This is a genomic window from Amycolatopsis sp. ATCC 39116 (genome assembly GCF_000231075.2).
GTDB lineage: Bacteria > Actinomycetota > Actinomycetes > Mycobacteriales > Pseudonocardiaceae > Amycolatopsis_E > Amycolatopsis_E tucumanensis.
This window is the reverse complement of sequence record NZ_AFWY03000001.1, coordinates 415908-434053: the sequence shown is the minus strand read 5'-3', so window position 1 is coordinate 434053 and position 18146 is coordinate 415908. Positions and strand designations below refer to the sequence as shown.

The following is an 18146-nucleotide window of genomic DNA, read 5'->3' as shown; positions in this document are numbered from 1 at the left end:
CATCACCACGTCGGCGCTGTCCTCGCGAGGAACCGCCCGCCCGCCAGCCCACCACCACCCTCAACGGACGCGCTCCGCGCGGCTGGGCCGCCCAGAGCCCGCGGCGGTGCCGGCTGACGGCCCACCGCAAGCGGCTCCGCCGCTTCACAAGAAAGGTCCTCCTGTGGTCACACCCGATTTCGTCGCGCCCGCGGACCGCGAGGCCGTCACCGCAGCGCTGCGCGGACAGTTGCGGGAGCTGCCCGCGCGGTCGCCGTTCTACGCGGACCTCTGGACCGGGCACGGCGTCGAGCCCGCCGCCGTCGACTCGCTCGCCGACCTGCCGAAACTGCCCTTCACCACCAAGGCCATGCTGCGCGAGTCGCAGGCCGCCGCGCCGCCGCTGGGCCGCCACGCCGGCACCGGGCTGGCCGACGTGATCCGCGTGCACGCCTCCACCGGCACCACCGGCAAACCCAGCTGGGTCGGCGTCACCCGCCGCGACGCCCAGTCCTGGACCGAAATGGTCGCCCGCGCCTTCCGCACCATGGGCGCCCGCCCCGACGACGTCGTCCTGCACGGCGCCGGGCTCACCCTGTTCGTCGGCGGTCTGCCCATCCGCGACGCGCTCGAATCCATCGGCTCCACCGTCGTCCCCATCGGCACCGGCGCGTCGGAGAAAGCGTTGCTGGCACTGGAAACCCTCGGCGTCACCGCGCTGCACTCGACCCCGTCCTACGCCCGCTACCTCGCCGAGTACCTGCGCTCGCACGGCCGCGACCCCCGCGAGTTCGGCGTGCGGAAGGTGTTCGTCGGCGGCGAGCCCGGCGGGGGAGAGCCCGCGTTCCGCGCGCACGTGGAAGCCGAATGGGGCGCGACGGTCACCGAAGGCCTGGGCAACGCCGACATGGCGCCGGTCCTGTTCGGCGAAGAACCGGGCACCGGCGGAATGCGGTTCACCGGCGGGCGGCACGTCGTCGTCGAGCTGATCGAACCGGACACCGGCCGGCCCGTCGTCCCCGAGCCCGGCGCGACCGGCGAGCTGGTCTACACCTCCGTCGACCGCGAATGCTGCCCACTGGTCCGGTTCCGCACCCGCGACCGGGTCGTCGTCACCGGCCTCGCCCCCGACGACGCCCCGCTGATCCGCTGCGTCGGCCGCACCGACGACATGCTGATCGTGCTCGGCGTCAACGTGTTCCCCTCCGCCGTGCGCGACCTCGTGCAGACCCTGCACCCGCGCACCACCGGCGCGGTGCAGATCGTGCTGCCCGGACCGGGCCCGCGCGTCGAACCGCCGCTGTCCGTCGAGGCCGAATGGGGCGAGCACCCCGGCGACCGCGACCAGCTGCGCGGCGAACTGGAGCACCTGATCCGCTCCCGGCTGTCGGTGCGGGCCGCGGTCACCCTCGTCCCGCCCGGATCGCTGGAGCGCTCCGAGATGAAGTCCCGCCTGACCCGGCTCGCCGGCTGACCAGAAAGGCGCCTCGCCATGGGAGAAACCGTCCGCGCCGCCGTGCAGACCGGCCCGCGCGCCATCGAGATGCGGGAGTTCCCGCGCCCGCAGATCGGACCAGACACCGGACTGCTGCGCGTGGAGGCCAACGGCATCTGCGGCAGCGACGTCGAGGCCTACAAGGGACACCTGCGCATGGGCTCCGGCGGCCCGGTGATCCCCGGCCACGAACCGCTCGGCATCGTCGAGGAGATCGGCGACGAAGCCGCGAAGCGGTGGGGCGTGCAGCCGGGGGACCGGGTCGCGCTGGAGGTCATCATCCCGTGCCGGTCCTGCCACCACTGCCTGACCGGCCGCTACCAGTTCTGCCCCAACCGCACCCGCGGCCACGGCGTCACCGGCATCGACGTCGCGCCGTCGCTGTGGGGCGGGCTCGCCGAGCACCTCTACCTCTCGCCCGGCGCGGTGCTGCACAAAATCGACAAGTCGGTGCCGGCCGAGGTCGCGGCCATGTTCAACCCGCTGGGCGCCGGGGTGCGGTGGGCGTGCGGGCTCGGCCAGGTCGGTCTCGGCGACACCGTGCTGGTGCTCGGCGCCGGGCAGCGCGGCCTGTCCTGTGTGATCGCCGCGCGGCATGCCGGGGCCGGCACGATCATCGTCACCGGGCTGGCGTCCGACCGGCACAAGCTCGACCTCGCCCTCGACCTGGGCGCCGACCACGCCATCGTGGTGGACGGCGACGACGCCGTGGACACCGTCGAGTTCGTCGGCGACGTCACCGGCGGCGCGATGGCCGACGTCGTCCTGGAACTGACCCCGATGGCCGCGGCGCCCGTGACCGACGCGTTCAAGGCCGCGCGGCAGGGCGGGCGGGTCGTGCTGGCCGGGCTCAAGGGCGGCCGCGAGATCCCGGTGCCCACCGACCTGATCATCAACCGCGCGCTCACCGTCGTCGGCGCGTTCGGGGTGGACGCGACCGCCAACAAGCAGGCCATCGCGATCATCGAATCCGGCCGCTACCCGCTGGCGAAGCTGCACACCCACACCTTCGGCCTCGAACAGGCGGCACTGGCCATGGAGACCCTAGCCGGCGAGGTGCCCGGCGAGTCCGCCGTCCACGTCTCCGTCCACCCGTGAGGAGCCCGATGCTCGCCGACGCCCACGCCCACCTGCTGCCCCGCGACTACCCGGCCGACGCCCCCGAGTGCTTCCCGCGCATGACGCCGGTCGACGGCGACACCGCCCGCGAGCTGCTGTTCGGGTCGCTGCGGTTCCGCGCCCGGGACGCCTTCTTCGACGCCGAGCGGCGGATCGAGGAGATGGCCGCGTCCGGGGTGGACTTCGAGGTCCTCAGCCCGATGCCGCCGCTGCTGCGCTACGACCTGCCCCTCGGGGACGGTCTGGCGCTCGCCCGGCACGTCAACGAGTTCACGGCCGAGCTGTGCGCCACCGACCCCACGCGGTTCGCCGGGTTCGGGATGGTGCCGATGCAGGACCCGGACACCGCGGCCGCCGAACTGACCGCGATCGCCGAGGCCGGGCTGCGGGGCGTGGAGATCGCGTCCAACGTGCTCGGCGCCTCGATCGGCGACGAACGCTTCCTGCCGTTCTTCGCCGAGGCCGAGCGGCTGGACCTGCCGGTGTTCGTGCACGCCATGCCCGCCCCGATGGACCGCCTGCCGGCGTCGGCCATGGGCACCTACGTGGTCGGCATCGAGGGCGCGCTCGCGGCGGCCTCGCTGATCAGCGGCGGGACCGCGGCCAAGTGCCCCGGCCTGCGGATCTCCTTCAGCCACGCCGCGGGCGGCTTCCCGCTGATGGTGACCCGCGCCCAGTACTTCTGGAGCGGCACCTGGAACGAGGAGCCCCCGGTGCGGGAGAGGGCGATCATTCCCGACGACGGCCCGTCGCCGCTGGAGTACGCCCGCCGGTTCTTCTACGACTCGATGGTGTTCGACGTCCGCGCCCTGCGCTACCTGGTGGACCTGCTCGGCGCCGACCGGCTGCTGATCGGCTCGGATTTCCCGGCCATGCCGCGCGAGGAACCGGCCGGCCGCACCGCACGCCTGCTGGGGCTGCCGCCGGAGCAGGAGGCGGACCTGTTGTGGCACAACGCGTTCCGCTGGCTCGGCATCGACCCGCCCGTCCGGAGTAGGACATCTGTCGCGGATCCCTTGCGTGCGGGCGCTCGCGCTGGTGAGACTGGGGGCCGCTGAACGAAGGGGTCCAGCTTGACCGAACTGACGAGCGCCTGCCACCGCGGTGCGCGGACGGCCGGTGACGGGCAACGCCGGCTCGCCGCGATCGCGCGCGCCGCGTCCAGCGTCGCCGACGCGGCCTCGCTGAGCGTGACGCTCGACGTCGTGGCGCGGGAGGTCGTGCAGGCCACGCACATCGCGGCCGTGCAGATCCTGCGTGTCGAGGGCGGCACCATGCGGGTCGTCGGCAAGGCCGGGTTCACCGACGCCGACGACTTCACCGAACGCCTGGAGGAGTGCCGCCGGCTGGGCGCCAGGCTGATGTTCGTCGAGGCGTTCCAGGCGCAGAAGCGGATCGTCGTGCCGCACCGCAAGGCCGCGGTGCTGGCCGATCCCGCGTGGGGACCGCTGCACGCGATCATGGGCGCCCCCGACTGGGACACCTTCGCCGCGGTCCCGCTCGTGGTGCGCGGTCGCGCGGTCGGTGTGCTCAACGCGTTCTACTCGCCGGGCGAGGACCCGGCGGGGGAGATGCTGGAGTTCCTGGAGGCCATGGCAGACCAGGCCGCGATGGCCGTCGACTCGGCCGACCTGCTGGCCCGCTCCCGGCAGGAGGCGCGGCTGGAGGAGCGGGCCCGGCTGGCGCGCGAGCTGCACGACTCGGTGGTGCAGCAGGTGTTCTCGATGCGGATGCAGGCCAAGGCGCTGCGCGCGCACGCCGGCGACGGCAAGGTGCGCGACATCGCCGACGAACTGCTCGACCTGGCCCAGCAGGCGCTGGCCGACCTGCGCGGCCTGGTGCTGCAGCTGCACCCGCTGGAGCTGGCGGGGCGCGGGCTCGGCGAGGCGGTGCGGACGCTGGCCGAGTCGGTGCAGGCGTCCTCCGGGGTGAAGATCCGGTTCTGGTCGGGCGAGCAGCCGGAACTGCCCGCCGAGCAGGCCGAGGACGTGTTCCGGATCGTGCAGGAGGGCCTGCACAACGTCGTCAAGCACGCCCAGGCGACCACCGCGGTGGTCAGCGTGTCCAGGGCGGGCGGGGAACTGGTGGTCGAGATCTGCGACGACGGGATCGGGCTGACCGGGCCGCCCGCGGGCGGGCTCGGCGTGGTGTCCATGCGGGAACGAGCCCAGCGCTGGAGGGGAACGATGGAGATCGGCAACACCGCCGCCGGGTGCCGGGTCAGGGTGCGGATGCCGTGCCCGCGGTGACCGGCGTGATCGGGGTGCTGGTGGTCGACGACCACGCCGTGGTGCGGCGCGGCATCGCGGCCTACCTGGAAAGCGCCGAGGGCATCGAGGTGGTCGCCGAGGCCGCCGACGGCGAGCGGGCCCTGGCGGAGCTGGCGCGGCTGGCCGCGCAGGGCGAGCTGCCGCAGGTCGTGCTGATGGACGTGCTGATGCCCAAGGTGGACGGCATCACCGCGCTCAAGGCGATCACCGCGAAGTACCCGGGCGTGCGGGTGGTGGTGCTGACCAGCTTCGGCGAGACCGAGCGCGTGCACGTGGCGCTGCAGGCCGGGGCGGCCGGCTACCTGCTCAAGGACGCCGACCCGGACGAGGTCGCGGCCGCGATCCGGTCCGCCGCGCGAGGCGAGGTGCACCTGGACCCGGCGGTGGCGGCCCGGCTGACGCGGCAGCTGGTGTCGCCGCCGATGGGGCTCGCGGCGCTCACCGCGCGCGAGCGGACGATCCTGGCGCTGGTCGCGAAGGGGCTGTCCAACCGGCAGATCGCGACGAAGCTGTCGATCAGTGAGCGGACGGCGCGCACTCATGTCAGCCACGTGCTGACGAAGCTGCAGTTGCCGTCGCGGACGCAGGCGGCGTTGTTCGCGATTCGCGAGGGCCTGATCGACGCGGGTTGATCGCTTGTGGCGAACACGCTCAGGGCGAACACGCCTGTCCGGAAGTGGTTGTGCCGCCTAGGATCGGGGCATGACTCTGCGAATTCTTCCGTCGGCGAGCGTGTCGGCCTCTTTGGACGATTCGGTGTTCGAGCAGCTGTTGCGCGACCGCATCGTGTTCCTCGGCTCGGAGGTGACCGACGCGGTCGCCAACCGCATCACCGCGCAGCTGTTGCTGCTGGCGGCCGAGGATCCGCGCAAGGACATCACCTTCTACATCAACTCGCCGGGCGGTTCGGTGACCGCTGGCATGGCGATCTACGACACGATGCGCTTGATCCAGCCCGACGTCTCCACGTGGGGCCTGGGCTTCGTGGCGTCGATGGGCCAGTTCCTGCTGTCCTCCGGCACGCCCGGAAAGCGCTATCTGCTGCCGAACACGCGGGTGGTGATGCACCAGCCGTCGGCGGGCATCGGCGGGGAGGCCACCGACATCGCGATCCAGGCGGAGGTGTTCGGCCGCATGAAGCGCCGCCTCGCGGAGATCACGGCGCGCCAAACGGGCCAGCCGCTGGACCGCATCGTGGCCGACGCCGACCGCGACCGCTGGTTCGACGCCGAAGAGGCGCTCGCCTACGGCTTCGTGGACCACATCGTGGGCGCCGACGAGGAGGCGGTGAGCGCGTAGGGACAACACGAGTCGCCGCGGGCACCGGGCGGCGCCGGGAACGTGCGCGCCTGGCCGGGACCGTGCGGCGGTGGCGCGGGCGGGCGGTGGCGCGGGATGCGCGGCGGGCGGTGGCCGGGACCGCGGTGCGGCGCAGATGTTGCCCCCGCCGTTTACGGCGATCATCGCGCCGGGACCTGTCGTTCGGGCACGTCCCGGCGCGGAACCAGCCGACGAGCCAGGCGGAGTGCTGCACACCGAAGGGACCGAAGTCCCCGCTGTCGGGCACCTTGTGCTCTGCCGCGGCGCGGCCGCGCCCGGGAACAGTGGACCGGGCAAGCACTCCAGCCCGCCCCGGGAGAACCACATGTCCGTGATCCGCTCCGCCCTCGAAGCGGCGGTGCGCGCGCCGTCGCCGCACAACTCCCAGCCCTGGCGGTTCGAGGTCGCCGGCGACCGGATCGACGTCCTCCTCGACGGCGACCGCGTCCTGCAGGCAGCCGACCCAGACGGGCGCGAGGCACGGTTGTCCTGTGGCGCCGCGATCCTCAACCTGCGTGTCGCGATCCGGGCCGGGGGGCGCACGCCCGTCGTGGAACTCCACACCGATCCGGTGCGGCTGGCCACGGTCCGCGCCGGCGGCCCGCGAGCCGCGAGTCCCGAAGACCACGCGCTCGCCAGGGCGATCGCCTACCGCCGCAGCAACCGGCGCCCCTTCACCGAACGCACCGTGCCCCCGCACGTGCGGGAGGCGCTGGTGCGGGCCGCGCTCGCCGAGGGCGCCGAGCTCACCCTGGTGCGGGAGCCGGGCCTCACCGGTGAGCTTGCCATGCTGTTGCGCCGCGCGGAGCGGACCCAGCGCGCCGACCCGCGGTTCCAGGACGAACTGGCCCGCTGGACCGTCACCGAGGGCGCCCGCGACGACGGCGTGCCGCTGGTGGCCGGCGGTCCACGCGCCGAACCCGGCACCCAGCTCGCGCTGCGCCGCTTCGGCGGAGGCGGCGGCGAGCGGCCCTACGAGCGCACCCCGCTGCTCGCCGTGCTGTCCTCCTACACCGACGTGCCGCTGGCGCAGGTCCGCACCGGCCAGGCCCTGCAACGCGTCCTGCTCACCGCCACCACCGCCGGGGTGAGCGTGTCGTTCCTGTCGCAGGCGGTCGAGGTCCCGGCGATGCGGTCCAGCCTGCGCCGCCTGCTCGGACGGCCCACCCACCCGCAGGCCGTGCTGCGCTTCGGCTACGGCTTCAGCGCGCCGGCCACCCGCCGCCGCTCGGTGGACCAGGTGACGCACCACCTCGCGGAGGCCCCGTCCTGAGCCCTACCGCCCGGTAGGGTGGCGTCATGGGTGTCGCCGCCGAGGAACGTCGTCAGTTGAGCCGCCTGCTGGACGAGACCGGGCCGGACGCGCCCACCCTGTGCGACGGGTGGCTGACCCGCGACCTCGCCGCGCACCTCGTCGTGCGGGAGAGCCGTCCCGACGCCGCGCTGGGCATCCTCCTGCCGCCGCTGGCCGGGCACACCCGGCGCGTGCAGGACGGCATCGCCGCGCAGCCGTGGTCCCGCCTGGTCGAACGGGTGCGGCGCGGTCCCGCCTGGTACTGGCCCACCTCGATCGGCAAGCTCGACGAGCTCACCAACACCGCCGAGTTCCTCGTCCACCACGAGGACGTGCGTCGCGGACGGCCGAGCTGGGAACCGCGCCCCGCCGACCCCGCCCGCGACGCCGCCGCCTGGCGCGCCGCCCGCGGCGCGGCGAAGCTCAACCTGCGACGCGTGCCCGTCGGCGTCACCCTGCGCACCACGGACGGCCGCGAAGCCACCGTCCGCGGCGGCGCCGAGCAGGTCACCGTCACCGGCGACCCGGTGGAACTCCTGTTGTTCGTCTTCGGCCGGGACGCCGTGCGCGTCGAGTTCGAGGGCGACTCCACGGCCGTCGACAAGCTCAAGGAAGCCGGCCGCGGCATCTGAACGGCCCCTGCCGGTCGCGAATTTCGCGATTTCGCGGACTGTCAGTAGCAACTCGAGTACGTTGAGCGCGTGACTGAGGCTGAGCGGGTGGTCCGGACCGTGCACGAGGCCCTCGGCCGGGCTCTGGATCAACTGCGCCGCGAGGGGACGAGAACGAGGCCGGACGCGGCAGAGGAAGAACGCGCACGGGCCACGCTCAAGGTGGTGGTGGACGAGCTCGACGCCAGTGTGGCGCCCGTGATGGCCGAGTGGGCGCAGATGGTGCTCCGCGGCGCCGACGCCGATCCGCGCATCGCCCCCTACTACCCGCGAGTCGCGTTCGCGGCGTACCTCGAGGGCTGCCGGGTCGCGAACGCGTCCTTCGCCACGCACACCAGCAGGGGAGTCGAGGTGCTGCTCGCCGTGTCGAAGAAACAGCTCGACGTCACCGTCGCGACGCTCGACGAGCCTCCGCCCGAGCCCGTCGCGACGCTCGACGAGCCTTCGCCCGCGCCCCGTGCCCAGCCGGAGGGGCGGATCGGCGCGCGCCCTTCGGCAGGCCCGCGGTTTTACGAAGATCCCGCCGAACAGCGGCGGCAGGCGCTCTTGGACGGGTTGTACGAGCGCGCCCTACCGTTGGCTCAGGAGGTCGTGGCGCAGTCCGCTGCCGCGGCGACACCGGAGGCGGGCGTCCCCGGGCCCTACGACGATGTGCGCGAGCCGTGGTTCCGCCGGGTGTTCGCGCCGCGGCGGCGACGCGGGTAGCCAGTGACGGGGATATTCCAAAGCGCCCTGGGCGGTGGGCGCGCGTTGCTGGTCGGCTGGGTCCTGCCCAGCCTGATCAACGTGCTGATCCTCGGCTTCGTCGTGGTGCCGGAACTGAGCAGGTTCGACGCGCTCGGAGCCCAGGCGGCCCGGTCCGTGATCTTCGGTCTGCTCGCCACCGCGGTGCTCGGCCTGGTCCTGGCGGCCCTGCAAACCCCGCTCTACCGCATCCTCGAAGGCTACCTCGGCTGGCCCAAATGGCTTGCCCGCGTTCGCCGCAGGCGGCACCTGGCCCGCAAGCACCTGCTGCGCAACCGCCTCGACGCCGCGTCCCTGGCCGGGCGGGAACGAGCGGGCCACCTGACCGAAGACGAGCGGGCCGCGCTGAACGCCTTCCGGGCCCACCCGGTCATCAGCCGCCACCTCGCACGGGATCTCCGCAGGGGCCCGGTGTGGTTCGCGGTGCTGGACGAGCGGTTGCACCGGTACCCGCTGGACGACGGGCAGGTCGCGCCGACCCGGCTCGGCAACGCGATCCGGCGCTTCGAGGAGTACGGGTACGACCGGTACCGGCTCGACTCGCAAGTGCTGTGGCACGAACTCAACGCCGCCGTCCCCGAACCGGTGCGCAAGCAGACCGACGAGGCCCGGATGAGCGTCGACTTCTTCATCTGCCTGCTCTACGGCCACCTGGTCGTCGCCGGGGCCGCCGCCGTCGACCTCGCCGTCGGCGCGGCGGTACGTCCCTGGCTGGTGACCGCCACCATGATCGGCCTGCTGCCGCTGATGGTGATCTGGTACCGCCTGGCCGTCGTGGCCACCGACGAATGGGCCGGCGCGGTCTGCGCGATGGTCAACCTCGGCCGGCAACCCCTGGCCGCCGCACTCGCGCTCACGCTGCCCCGGACGCTCGACGAGGAGCGCGCCATGTGGCGTCTGCTCGGTGAGCTCGTCAGCTCCGGGTTCCGGCCGGGCCTGAGCGCGCTGGACGCCTACCGGGCCGATCCCGGGGACGCGGAGGACGCGCCGGCGCCCACCCCGCCGGCAGCCGGTGAGGGCGGCCAGCCGGGAGCCTGAGCCCCGGTCTTTCGGCCCTAGCCACCGCCACCGCCGGGGACGACGCTGGAGGGTTCCGGGCACCACCAGCACTTCCCAGGGAGGGTTCCGTGTACGCACGAATGAACACGCTCATCGGCGACCCCGCCCGGATCGACGAGGTCACGCACTACCTGGAAACCACCGTGCGCCCCTTCGTGGAGGCGCAGGCCGGCAACCGCGGGCTGGCCGTCCTGACCGACAACACGCTCGGCATCACCGTCGTCGGGTCCTACTGGGACTCCGCGGAATCGATGACGCTGTCCGAGCACGCCGTGGAGGCCTCCCGCAAGGAGGCCGCCGAACTGGCCGACGGCATGATCACCGTGGACCACTTCGAGGTCGCGGTGTTCGCGCGCCGCAGCAGGCCGGGTCCCGGCGCGGGGATCCGGATGACCACCATCGACTGCCCGCCCGGCGAGATCGGCGCGGCGGTCCAGGCGTTCCGCGAGACCGCGCTGCCCGGCCTGATGAAGATGGACGGGCTGTGCAGCGCGCAGATGCTGGTCGACCGCGAACAGGGCCGCTGCCAGGTGATCGCGGCCTACGAGACGGCCGAGCACCTGGCCGCCAGCCGCGCCGGCGTGGCCCGGCTGCGTGCCGACACGCTCGCGCGGATCCACGCGCAGGTGCGGTCGGTCGGCGAGTACCGGCTGCTGTTCACCACCGTCCGCGAGGGCGGCACCAACAGCCTCACCCAGCGCTGGACCGACCTGTGGAACGCCGGCGACCGCGAGGGCTGGCAGGCGATGACCGACCAGTCCGCCTTCGAAATGCGCGCCCCCGGCGGCTTCCGGCTCGCCGGCCGGGAGGCGCTGGACGCGGAGTGGTCGACGTGGCACGACGCGTTCCCGGACAACCGGGTCACCGTGGTGGCCATCTACGGCGACGACAACGGAGGCGTGCTCGAAGGCCGCTTCCAGGGCACCCACACCGGCCCGCTGGTCACCCCGGCCGGCGAGATCGCCCCGACCGAGCGGACGGTGGACATCCCGTTCTGCGAGGTGCACCGGGTGGGGGCGGGCAAGATGACCGACAGCCACCTCTACTTCGACCAGCTGGAACTGCTGACCCAACTCGGGAAGATCGACACCTGATCACCGGCCGCCGGACGCGGGGTTTCCTGCCACTGCGGGAAACCGCGTCCGGCGGTACCCGGTCGTCGCCGCGTCCGCTACGGTCCGGCCATGCAGTTCGAGGTCACCAGGCGGATCGACGCCGTCTGGGCCGTGTTGACCGACGTGGCGAAGTGGCCGACCTGGACGGCGTCGATGGCCTCGGTCCGGCTGCGGACCACAGGCCCGCTGCGAGTGGGCAGCGAAGCGGTGGTGAAGCAGCCGGGGCTGGCGCCGCTCGTGTGGCGGGTCACCGAGCTGACCGACCGGCGGAGCTTCACCTGGCAGGCCCAGGCCCGCGGCGTCACGTCGGTCGGCCGGCACCGGCTGACCGCCGGCGGGGACGGCGCGGTGACGGCGGTCCTCGGCGTCGAGCAGCGCGGTCCGCTCGCCCCGCTCGCCGGGCTCCTGTTCGGCGCGCGGATCCGTCGGTTCGTGACCATGGAGGCCGACGGGCTCCGGCGCGCCGCGGAATCGGGATGATCACGGCCTCCCGTTGTGGGACGCTGCCCGTGTGACACGCAAGGTGATCCTCGACGTCGACACCGGCACCGACGACGCGGTCGCGATCATGCTGGCCGCCCTGCACCCCGACCTCGACCTGGCCGCGGTGACCACGGTCAACGGCAACGTGCCGCTGTCCGCCACCACCGGCAACACGCTGCGCGTGCTGGACGCCATCGGGCGGCCGGACATCCCCGTGCACCCGGGCCTCGCGCACCCGATCGCGCGGCGCGGCTTCCCGGGGCAGACGCACTTCGAACGCGACTCGGACCGGGACATGCACGGCTCCGCGCTCCCGTTGCCCGCGCCGGTGACCGCCGCGCGGGACGAATCCGCTGTGGAGTTCCTGCTGCACACCCTGCGCGACGCGACCGAGCCGGTCACGCTGGTGCCGGTCGGGCCGCTGAGCAACATCGCCACGGTGCTCGCCGCCGACCCGGGCGTGCGGGACGCCGTCGACGAGATCGTGATCATGGGTGGCGCGCACGCCTACGGCAACGTGACCCCGTCGGCCGAGTTCAACATCTGGGCCGACCCGGAGGCCGCCGCGATGGTCCTCTCGGCCGGGTTCCCGCGCCTGACGCTCGTCCCGCTCGACGCCACGCACCAGGCGCTCGTCACCCGCGCCGACTGCGCGAAGCTCGCCGGGCTGGACACCGCCGCCGGCCGCGCGGCCGCCGACCTGATCACCCGCCGCATCGACGCCTACTCCGCGGGCCGCGGCGTCAACGCCCCCGATTCCGCGCCCGTGCACGACGCGGTGTGCGTGGCCTACCTGGTGCGGCCCGAGGTCATCACGACCCGCCCGGTGCGCGTGGAGGTCGAGACGTCCGGCGCCCTGACCGTGGGCCGCACCGTGATGGACGTCCGTCCTAACGCGACCGGCGAGCCGAACGCGCGGGTGGCGTTCGGGGCACGGGCGGAGGTGCTGACCGAGTTGCTGCTGGAGACGTTCAGCGGGCCAGCCGCGCGTTGATCTCGCCGATCAGGGCCTGCTGTTCACGCACGATTTCCTCGGCCAGCGCGTGGGTTTCCGCGTGCTGCCCGGTGGAGAGCACAGCCTGCGCCATCGCCACGCCGGCGCCGAGGTGCTGCGCCATCGTGGTGAGCCAGGCGCGGTCGAACTCGGCGCCGTAGCTGTCCTCCAGCGCGGTGAACGTGGTTTCCGGCAGCATGCCCGGCATCGTGTGCCCGGCGTGGCCGCCGCCGTGGCCTGCGTTCCAGTCGCGCAACCAGCCGTTCATGCGCGCGATCTCCGCGGTCTCCTCCTCGGCGATCTCGTGCGCGGTGGCGCGCACGAACCCCGACTCCGCCCGCTGCTCGGCGAGCCCGGCCAGCCGCACCGACTGCTCGTGGTGGGGCACCATCTCCTGCGCGAACCGGATGTCCGCGTCGTTGCCGCCGGGGCTCGCGGGAGCGGTCCCGCACGCGGCCAGCACGAGTCCGAGCAGCACGATCAGTAGACGCATCTGTCCTCCGTCGTCGGGTTCGTCCGGTGACGGGGGATACGTCCGGCCCGTCCGGGCGGTTCAACGCGCGGTTCGTCGACACAGTGTCGGTTTGTTTCAACGTCGTGTAGAGTTTCGGGTATGACGAAGCGAACCTTCCTGATCACCGGCGCGAGCAGTGGCCTGGGCCGCGCCTTCGCGCAGGGCGCGCTCGCGGCCGGTCACACCGTGGTCGGCACCGTGCGCAAAGCCGAAGACCTGGAGAAGTTCGAGGCCCTCGCGCCCGGACTCGCCCACGCGCGCCAGCTCGACGTGACCGACGACCAAGCGGTGTTCGACGTGGTCGGCGAGGTCGAGCGCACCGTCGGACCGATCGACGTGCTGATCGCGAACGCCGGCTACGGCCACGAGGGCGTGTTCGAGGAGTCCTCGATGGTCGAACTGCGCGCGCAGTTCGACACCAACGTCTTCGGTGTGGCGGCCACTGTCCACGCGGTCCTGCCGGGCATGCGCAAGCGGCGCTCCGGGCACATCCTCGCCGTCAGCTCGATGGGCGGGCTGATGACCGTCCCCGGACTGGCGTACTACTGCAGCAGCAAGTACGCGGTGGTGGGCATGCTGGAGACCCTGGCCAAGGAGGTCGCGGGACTCGGGGTGCGGGTGACCATCCTCGAGCCCGGTTCGTTCCGCACCGACTGGGCGGGCCGCTCGATGGTGCGGAGCGAGCGGTCGATCGCGGACTACGACGAGCTGTTCGATCCGATCCGCGCGGCCCGGCAGGCGGCCAGCGGCAACCAGCTCGGCGACCCCGCCAAGGCCGCCGAGGCCGTGCTCAAGGTGATCGAGGCGGAGAAGCCGCCGGTGCACCTCCTGCTCGGTTCGGACGCGTTGCGTCTCGTGGCGAGCGGTCGGGCCGCGGTGGCCGCGGACATCGAAGCGTGGGAAGAGCTGTCGCGGTCCACGGACTTCCCCGACGGACACCAGATCGCGGCGAACTGATCGTGACGGCCCGGCCGGAGACGCGACGGCCGGGCTGTGCCACCGTAAGCGGTGCCGACGGAAAGAGGAGGGGCGGGCGATGCCTGATCCGGTCAAAGCGGGGCGGCGGCGGGCCGGCGCGCCGTCCAAAGGAGACCTGCGTGAGCTGAAGATCCTCGAAGTCCTCGAGGACCTGCTGGCGGTGAAGAGCTTCGATGCGCTGACGATCAACGACATCGCCGAACGCGCGGGGCTTTCCCGTGCGTCGATGTACTTCTATTTCAGCTCCAAGCAGGAGGCGCTGGTCGCGCTCTTCGCCAGGAACGTCGAGGCGCTCCGGGAGAAGTCCCGCGCCGCGGCCGACGATCCCGCACCTCCGCGGGAGGCGATCGAGACGGCCATGAGGCGCACCCGCGACCGCTGGCGTGAGCACGGCCTGATCATGCGCGTCGCGATCGACCAGGCCTCGATCATCCCCGAGATCGGGGCATTGTGGACGGAGACCGCGGAGATCTTCATCGACGCCATCACCGCGATCCTGATCCGCGCCGGTGCCGCGGACCACGACGGGCCGGACGGCGCACGGGCCGTCGCGCGCGCGTTGTGCTGGATGATCGAGCGGAGTTTCTACCACGCGTCAGCGGTGTCCCGCGAGGCGCTCGACCAGGCAGCCGAGACCTGTCAGGTCGTGTGGCTGCGGGCCGCGGGGATCGAGCCCTGACCGATCCGCCGCGTCCGGCGCGGGTGGGTGTGACACACCCTGGGGCGGGACGGGGGACGTCATTAGCGTCGATCCGGTCAGGACCTGCGGGCTCCTCCGCCCGCCGGAGACGGTCGAGGGATTGGAAACATCATGTCGTACAGGTGGCTCATCACCGGATGTTCGGGCGGGCTCGGGCGGGTCCTCGCCGAGGCGGCCCTGAACCGCGGTGACCAGGTTGTCGCCACGGCCCGCGATCCACGGTCGCTGGAGGATCTCCTCGCGCGCCACCCGGAGACCTGCCGGGTGACGGCGCTCGACGTCACCAAGGCGGGGGACGCCGCCGCGGCGGCCGCCCTGGCCGAGCGGGAGTTCGGTGGTGTCGACGTCCTGGTGAACAACGCCGGGTACGGCATGCTCGGCGCGATCGAGGAGGGGACCCCGGACGAGTACCGGCCACTGTTCGAGACGAACGTCTTCGGCGTGATCGAGACGACCCGGGCCGTCCTGCCGCTCCTGCGGAAGGCCGGTGGCGGGCGGATCGTGATGATGTCCTCCGGAGCGGGGATCGCGGGCATCGCGGGCGATGGCTACTACAACGCCACGAAGTTCGCCCTGGAGGGCCTGTCCGAGGCGCTTGCCCAGGAGGTCGCGCCGTTCGGGATCGCGACGATCATCGTGGAACCCGGCCCGTTCCGCACCGAGTTCCTCGGCCGCTCGATGCGGGTGGCCGCCGCGGAGATGCCGGAGTACGCCGAGACCGCCGGGGCCCGCCGCAGGTACCGCGCCGACAACGACGGACTGCAAGCCGGGGACCCGCGCAAAGCGGTCGACGTCATCCTCCGCGCGGTCGACGCGGAACGTCCCCCGCTGCACCTCCCTCTCGGCGAGAGGGCCTATGCGCTGGCGCGGACGAAGTTCGCGGCGTTCCTCGAGTCGATGGACGAGTGGGAGCCCCTCGCGCTGAAGACCGCGTTCGACGACGCCTGAGCAGCATCCGGCGTTCGATGCCAACCGATTGCGGATCGTCGCCTCCTGGCCGGATGCAGCACACTGCCCGTCAGGCTCACCGAGAGCTCGTCGGTGTGCGCTGCTCGCCCTGCCGCGCGGCCAGCTCGCGCAGCAGGACGAGCGCGTCCGCGGTGGCGCTGCCGGGTTTCGCGCTGTAGACCGACAGGTGCTGGCCGGGTGCGCTGGTGACGGCCAGCGCTTCGAAGTGCAGGTGCAGTTCTCCCACCCGCGGGTGGCGGAAGTGTTTGTCCTCGCGCGTGCGCGGGCGGATCTCGTAGCGTTCCCACAACGCGGTGAACGCGGGGCTGTGCGCGGACAGTTCACCCACGACGCGTTCGATGCGCTCGTCGTCGGGGAACTCGGCCGATGCCGCGCGCAGATTGGCCGCCGCGGTCTCCGCGGCAGTGTCCCAGTCGAGGTAGAACTCTCGGGCGAACGGGTCGAGGAAGATCATCCGCAACAGGTTGTCGAAGCGCGTGAACCCGGCGTAGAGGGCGTCTGCCAGCGCGTTGGCGGCGAGGATGTCCTGGGCGGCGCCGACGATGAACGCCGGGGATTCGTGCAGGCCCCCGAGCAGGTGCAGGAGGTCGTCGCTGACCCTGGTGGTGGCTGCTCGCGACGCGGGCGCGGGCAGGCCGAGGCGGAACAGGTGCCCGGAGGCGGCCTCGTCCAGCCGGAGCGCCCGGGCGATGGCCTGCAGGACCTGGCCGGACGGGTGCCGTTCCCGGCCCTGCTCGAGCCGGGTGTAGTAGTCGGTGCTGACGCCGGCCAGCAGGGCGACCTCTTCCCGGCGCAGGCCCGGCACCCGCCGATCCCGGTCGTCGGGAACACCGGCCTGGCGCGGTGTCGTCAAGTGACGGCGGGCCCGCAGGTAGTCACCCAGCTCGTTGTCGCGTTGCACGACACTCACCGTAAGCCCCGCCGGGGGAGCGGCGGGTGGGAGTGACGCACCCTCCATGTGCACGGAGGCTTGCCGTCGCGGCGCCTGGACGCTCAGAAGCCGAAGTTCTGGGTCCAGTACCAGCCGGACTTCGCCACGCCCACGCCGAGTTTGGTGTAGGAGCAGTTGAGGATGTTGCGGCGGTGGCCGTCGGAGTTCATCCACATCTTCACGGTCTGCTCGGCGGTCGTCGAGCCCTTCGCGATGTTCTCCGCGCCGGGGCTGGGGTAGCCGGCGGCTTTGATGCGGTCGGCGAAGGTGAGGCCTTCCGGTGTGGTGTGGGAGAAGTAGCCGCGCGCGGACATGTCGTCGCTGTGCTTCTGGGCGGCGGTGGCGAGGCGGGAGTCGGCGCCGAGGGGGCCGCACCCCGCAGTGGCGCGTTCGGCGTTGACCAGCGCCAGGACCTGGCCGGTGAGGGACGTGTCGGCGCGCGGGGTGCTCTTCGCGGTGGTCGTGGTGCGTTTGGTCGTCGTGGTGGTCGGCTTCAGCGGCGGGGGCGGGGTGGTCGTGGTGCTGCTCGGGGGTGCTGGGGGAGGAGTGGTGGTCGTCGTGGCCGGCGGGGTGGTCGCCGGGGTGGACGGTGTGGTGACCGGCGGCGTGGTCGGGACGGACTGCACGGCTGCGACGCGCACCGGCTCGTCCCGCAAGCCGCGGACGGTCAGCAGCCCGCCCGCCGCGATCGCGACGCCGAGCAGCACCGCGACGGCCACGAGCACGTTCCGGCGCCGGGGGATTCGGGGGGACACGAGCGGAGAAAGTATCACGGAACGGTAACGGTGCCGTCCTCCCAATGGCGTCACCTGGCTCACCCGTCCGGAGTAGCCGGAAACTCGCTGTGATCTTCCTGGCGGGTCGTGTGAAGATTCCGCCATGCCGATCGACCCGAACCTGCTGGCGCTGTTCGTGCTGACCACAGCCGTCGCGATGATCACCCCCGGACCGGACATGCTGTTCGTCCTCGGCTGCGGCATGCGCGGCGGCCCGCGGGCCGGCCTCCTGGCGACCGCCGGGGTGGCCGTCAGCGAGGCGGTGCACGTGGCGGTCGCGGCGGCCGGGCTGGCGGCGCTGTTCCTCGCGGTGCCGGTGGCGTTCACGGTGGTGCGCATCGCCGGGGCGATCTACCTGGTGTACCTGGGCGTCCAGATGATTCGGCACCGAAAGGGCGTGCCCGGCGAGGTGCCCGCGGGCGGCGTGACGGGCCGCCGAGCCTTCGCGACGGGCCTGCTGACCAACCTGCTCAACCCGAAGATGGTCACCTACACGATCGCGCTTCTGCCGCAGTTCGTGGACCCGTCGCTCGGCCGGGTGTGGCTGCAGTTCGCCATCCTGGGCGCGATCCTCATCGCGATGGAGTTCCTGGTCGACGGCACGGTCGGCGTGCTGGCCGGCCGCATCGGCGAGTGGCTGCGACACCGCCGGGCCGCCCGCCGCCGCATCGACGTGGCCACCGGAGGCCTCTTCATCGGCCTCGGCGTACGGCTCGCGGTGGACCGCTGACCCCG

General features: G+C 72.7%; 20 protein-coding genes. 17 read left to right on the top strand and 3 right to left on the bottom strand.

The genetic code is table 11. The features are described 5' to 3' along the window. The first annotated feature begins 163 nt into the window (after nt 1–163). The 13 genes from AMY39116_RS0302275 (at nt 164) to AMY39116_RS0302215 (ending at nt 12543) form a co-directional block, all read left to right on the top strand. Nucleotides 164–1453 carry a phenylacetate--CoA ligase family protein gene (locus AMY39116_RS0302275; RefSeq protein WP_020416101.1) on the top strand — a complete coding sequence of 430 codons (1290 nt, stop codon included), beginning with the start codon at nt 164–166 and terminating at the stop codon, nt 1451–1453. An 18-nt stretch (nt 1454–1471) separates the two neighbouring features. Continuing rightward, the gene (locus tag AMY39116_RS0302270) at nt 1472–2572 is read left to right on the top strand and encodes a zinc-binding dehydrogenase (RefSeq protein WP_020416100.1); all 1101 of its coding nucleotides are present in this window, start codon (nt 1472–1474) and stop codon (nt 2570–2572) included. A gap of 8 nt (nt 2573–2580) precedes the next feature. Beyond that, a complete protein-coding gene (locus AMY39116_RS0302265) occupies nt 2581–3651 on the top strand; it encodes an amidohydrolase family protein (protein ID WP_020416099.1) in 1071 nt (356 codons plus the stop codon). 15 nt (nt 3652–3666) lie between these two features. Continuing rightward, a complete protein-coding gene (locus tag AMY39116_RS0302260) occupies nt 3667–4842 on the top strand; it encodes a GAF domain-containing sensor histidine kinase (protein WP_020416098.1) in 1176 nt (391 codons plus the stop codon). After that, nucleotides 4830–5495 carry a response regulator transcription factor gene (locus AMY39116_RS0302255; RefSeq protein ID WP_020416097.1) on the top strand — a complete coding sequence of 222 codons (666 nt, stop codon included), beginning with the start codon at nt 4830–4832 and terminating at the stop codon, nt 5493–5495. Before AMY39116_RS0302260 ends, AMY39116_RS0302255 begins: the two co-directional genes overlap by 13 nt. 70 nt (nt 5496–5565) lie before the next feature. Continuing rightward, nucleotides 5566–6162, top strand: coding sequence for a ClpP family protease (locus AMY39116_RS0302250; RefSeq protein WP_051123456.1), 597 nt, complete (start codon nt 5566–5568; stop codon nt 6160–6162). Between the two features lie 346 nt (nt 6163–6508). Beyond that, nucleotides 6509–7456 (top strand): nitroreductase family protein, encoded by a 948-nt coding sequence (locus tag AMY39116_RS0302245; RefSeq protein ID WP_020416095.1) that lies wholly within the window; start codon nt 6509–6511, stop codon nt 7454–7456. 26 nt (nt 7457–7482) lie between these two features. Then, nucleotides 7483–8109 (top strand): TIGR03085 family metal-binding protein, encoded by a 627-nt coding sequence (locus AMY39116_RS0302240; protein WP_027935553.1) that lies wholly within the window; start codon nt 7483–7485, stop codon nt 8107–8109. 69 nt (nt 8110–8178) lie between these two features. Continuing rightward, the gene (locus AMY39116_RS44565) at nt 8179–8853 is read left to right on the top strand and encodes a hypothetical protein (RefSeq protein WP_020416093.1); all 675 of its coding nucleotides are present in this window, start codon (nt 8179–8181) and stop codon (nt 8851–8853) included. A gap of 45 nt (nt 8854–8898) precedes the next feature. Further along, a complete protein-coding gene (locus AMY39116_RS0302230) occupies nt 8899–9930 on the top strand; it encodes a hypothetical protein (protein ID WP_020416092.1) in 1032 nt (343 codons plus the stop codon). 89 nt (nt 9931–10019) lie between these two features. Continuing rightward, a complete protein-coding gene (locus tag AMY39116_RS0302225; protein WP_193354331.1) occupies nt 10020–11045 on the top strand; it encodes an ester cyclase in 1026 nt (341 codons plus the stop codon). A 90-nt stretch (nt 11046–11135) separates the two neighbouring features. Continuing rightward, complete coding sequence (locus AMY39116_RS0302220) at nt 11136–11546, top strand: SRPBCC family protein (protein ID WP_020416090.1); 411 nt, start codon at nt 11136–11138, stop codon at nt 11544–11546. Nucleotides 11547–11577: 31 nt separating this feature from the next. Further along, a complete protein-coding gene (locus AMY39116_RS0302215; protein ID WP_020416089.1) occupies nt 11578–12543 on the top strand; it encodes a nucleoside hydrolase in 966 nt (321 codons plus the stop codon). On the opposite strand, the gene AMY39116_RS0302210 is transcribed toward AMY39116_RS0302215, so the two are convergent. Then, nucleotides 12521–13036 (bottom strand): DUF305 domain-containing protein, encoded by a 516-nt coding sequence (locus tag AMY39116_RS0302210; RefSeq protein WP_020416088.1) that lies wholly within the window; start codon nt 13034–13036, stop codon nt 12521–12523. The genes AMY39116_RS0302215 and AMY39116_RS0302210 overlap by 23 nt on opposite strands. A 120-nt stretch (nt 13037–13156) precedes the next feature. On the opposite strand from AMY39116_RS0302210, the gene AMY39116_RS0302205 reads away from it, so the two are divergent. The 3 genes from AMY39116_RS0302205 (at nt 13157) to AMY39116_RS0302195 (ending at nt 15683) form a co-directional block, all read left to right on the top strand. Beyond that, entirely contained in the window at nt 13157–14014 is an 858-nt protein-coding gene (locus AMY39116_RS0302205; protein WP_020416087.1) for an oxidoreductase, read from the top strand. 79 nt (nt 14015–14093) lie between these two features. After that, a complete protein-coding gene (locus AMY39116_RS0302200) occupies nt 14094–14714 on the top strand; it encodes a TetR/AcrR family transcriptional regulator (RefSeq protein WP_020416086.1) in 621 nt (206 codons plus the stop codon). Between the two features lie 132 nt (nt 14715–14846). Next, complete coding sequence (locus tag AMY39116_RS0302195; RefSeq protein WP_020416085.1) at nt 14847–15683, top strand: oxidoreductase; 837 nt, start codon at nt 14847–14849, stop codon at nt 15681–15683. A gap of 76 nt (nt 15684–15759) precedes the next feature. Here the strand turns inward: AMY39116_RS0302195 and AMY39116_RS0302190 are convergent, their stop codons facing one another. Together AMY39116_RS0302190 and AMY39116_RS0302185 are read right to left on the bottom strand one after the other, a co-directional pair. Continuing rightward, nucleotides 15760–16605, bottom strand: a complete 846-nt coding sequence (locus AMY39116_RS0302190) for a helix-turn-helix domain-containing protein (protein WP_020416084.1) — start codon at nt 16603–16605, stop codon at nt 15760–15762. A 92-nt stretch (nt 16606–16697) separates the two neighbouring features. Then, nucleotides 16698–17390, bottom strand: coding sequence for a CAP domain-containing protein (locus tag AMY39116_RS0302185; RefSeq protein ID WP_063710125.1), 693 nt, complete (start codon nt 17388–17390; stop codon nt 16698–16700). A gap of 124 nt (nt 17391–17514) precedes the next feature. On the opposite strand from AMY39116_RS0302185, the gene AMY39116_RS0302180 reads away from it, so the two are divergent. Then, nucleotides 17515–18141 carry a LysE family translocator gene (locus AMY39116_RS0302180; RefSeq protein ID WP_020416082.1) on the top strand — a complete coding sequence of 209 codons (627 nt, stop codon included), beginning with the start codon at nt 17515–17517 and terminating at the stop codon, nt 18139–18141. Nucleotides 18142–18146: the final 5 nt, after the last annotated feature.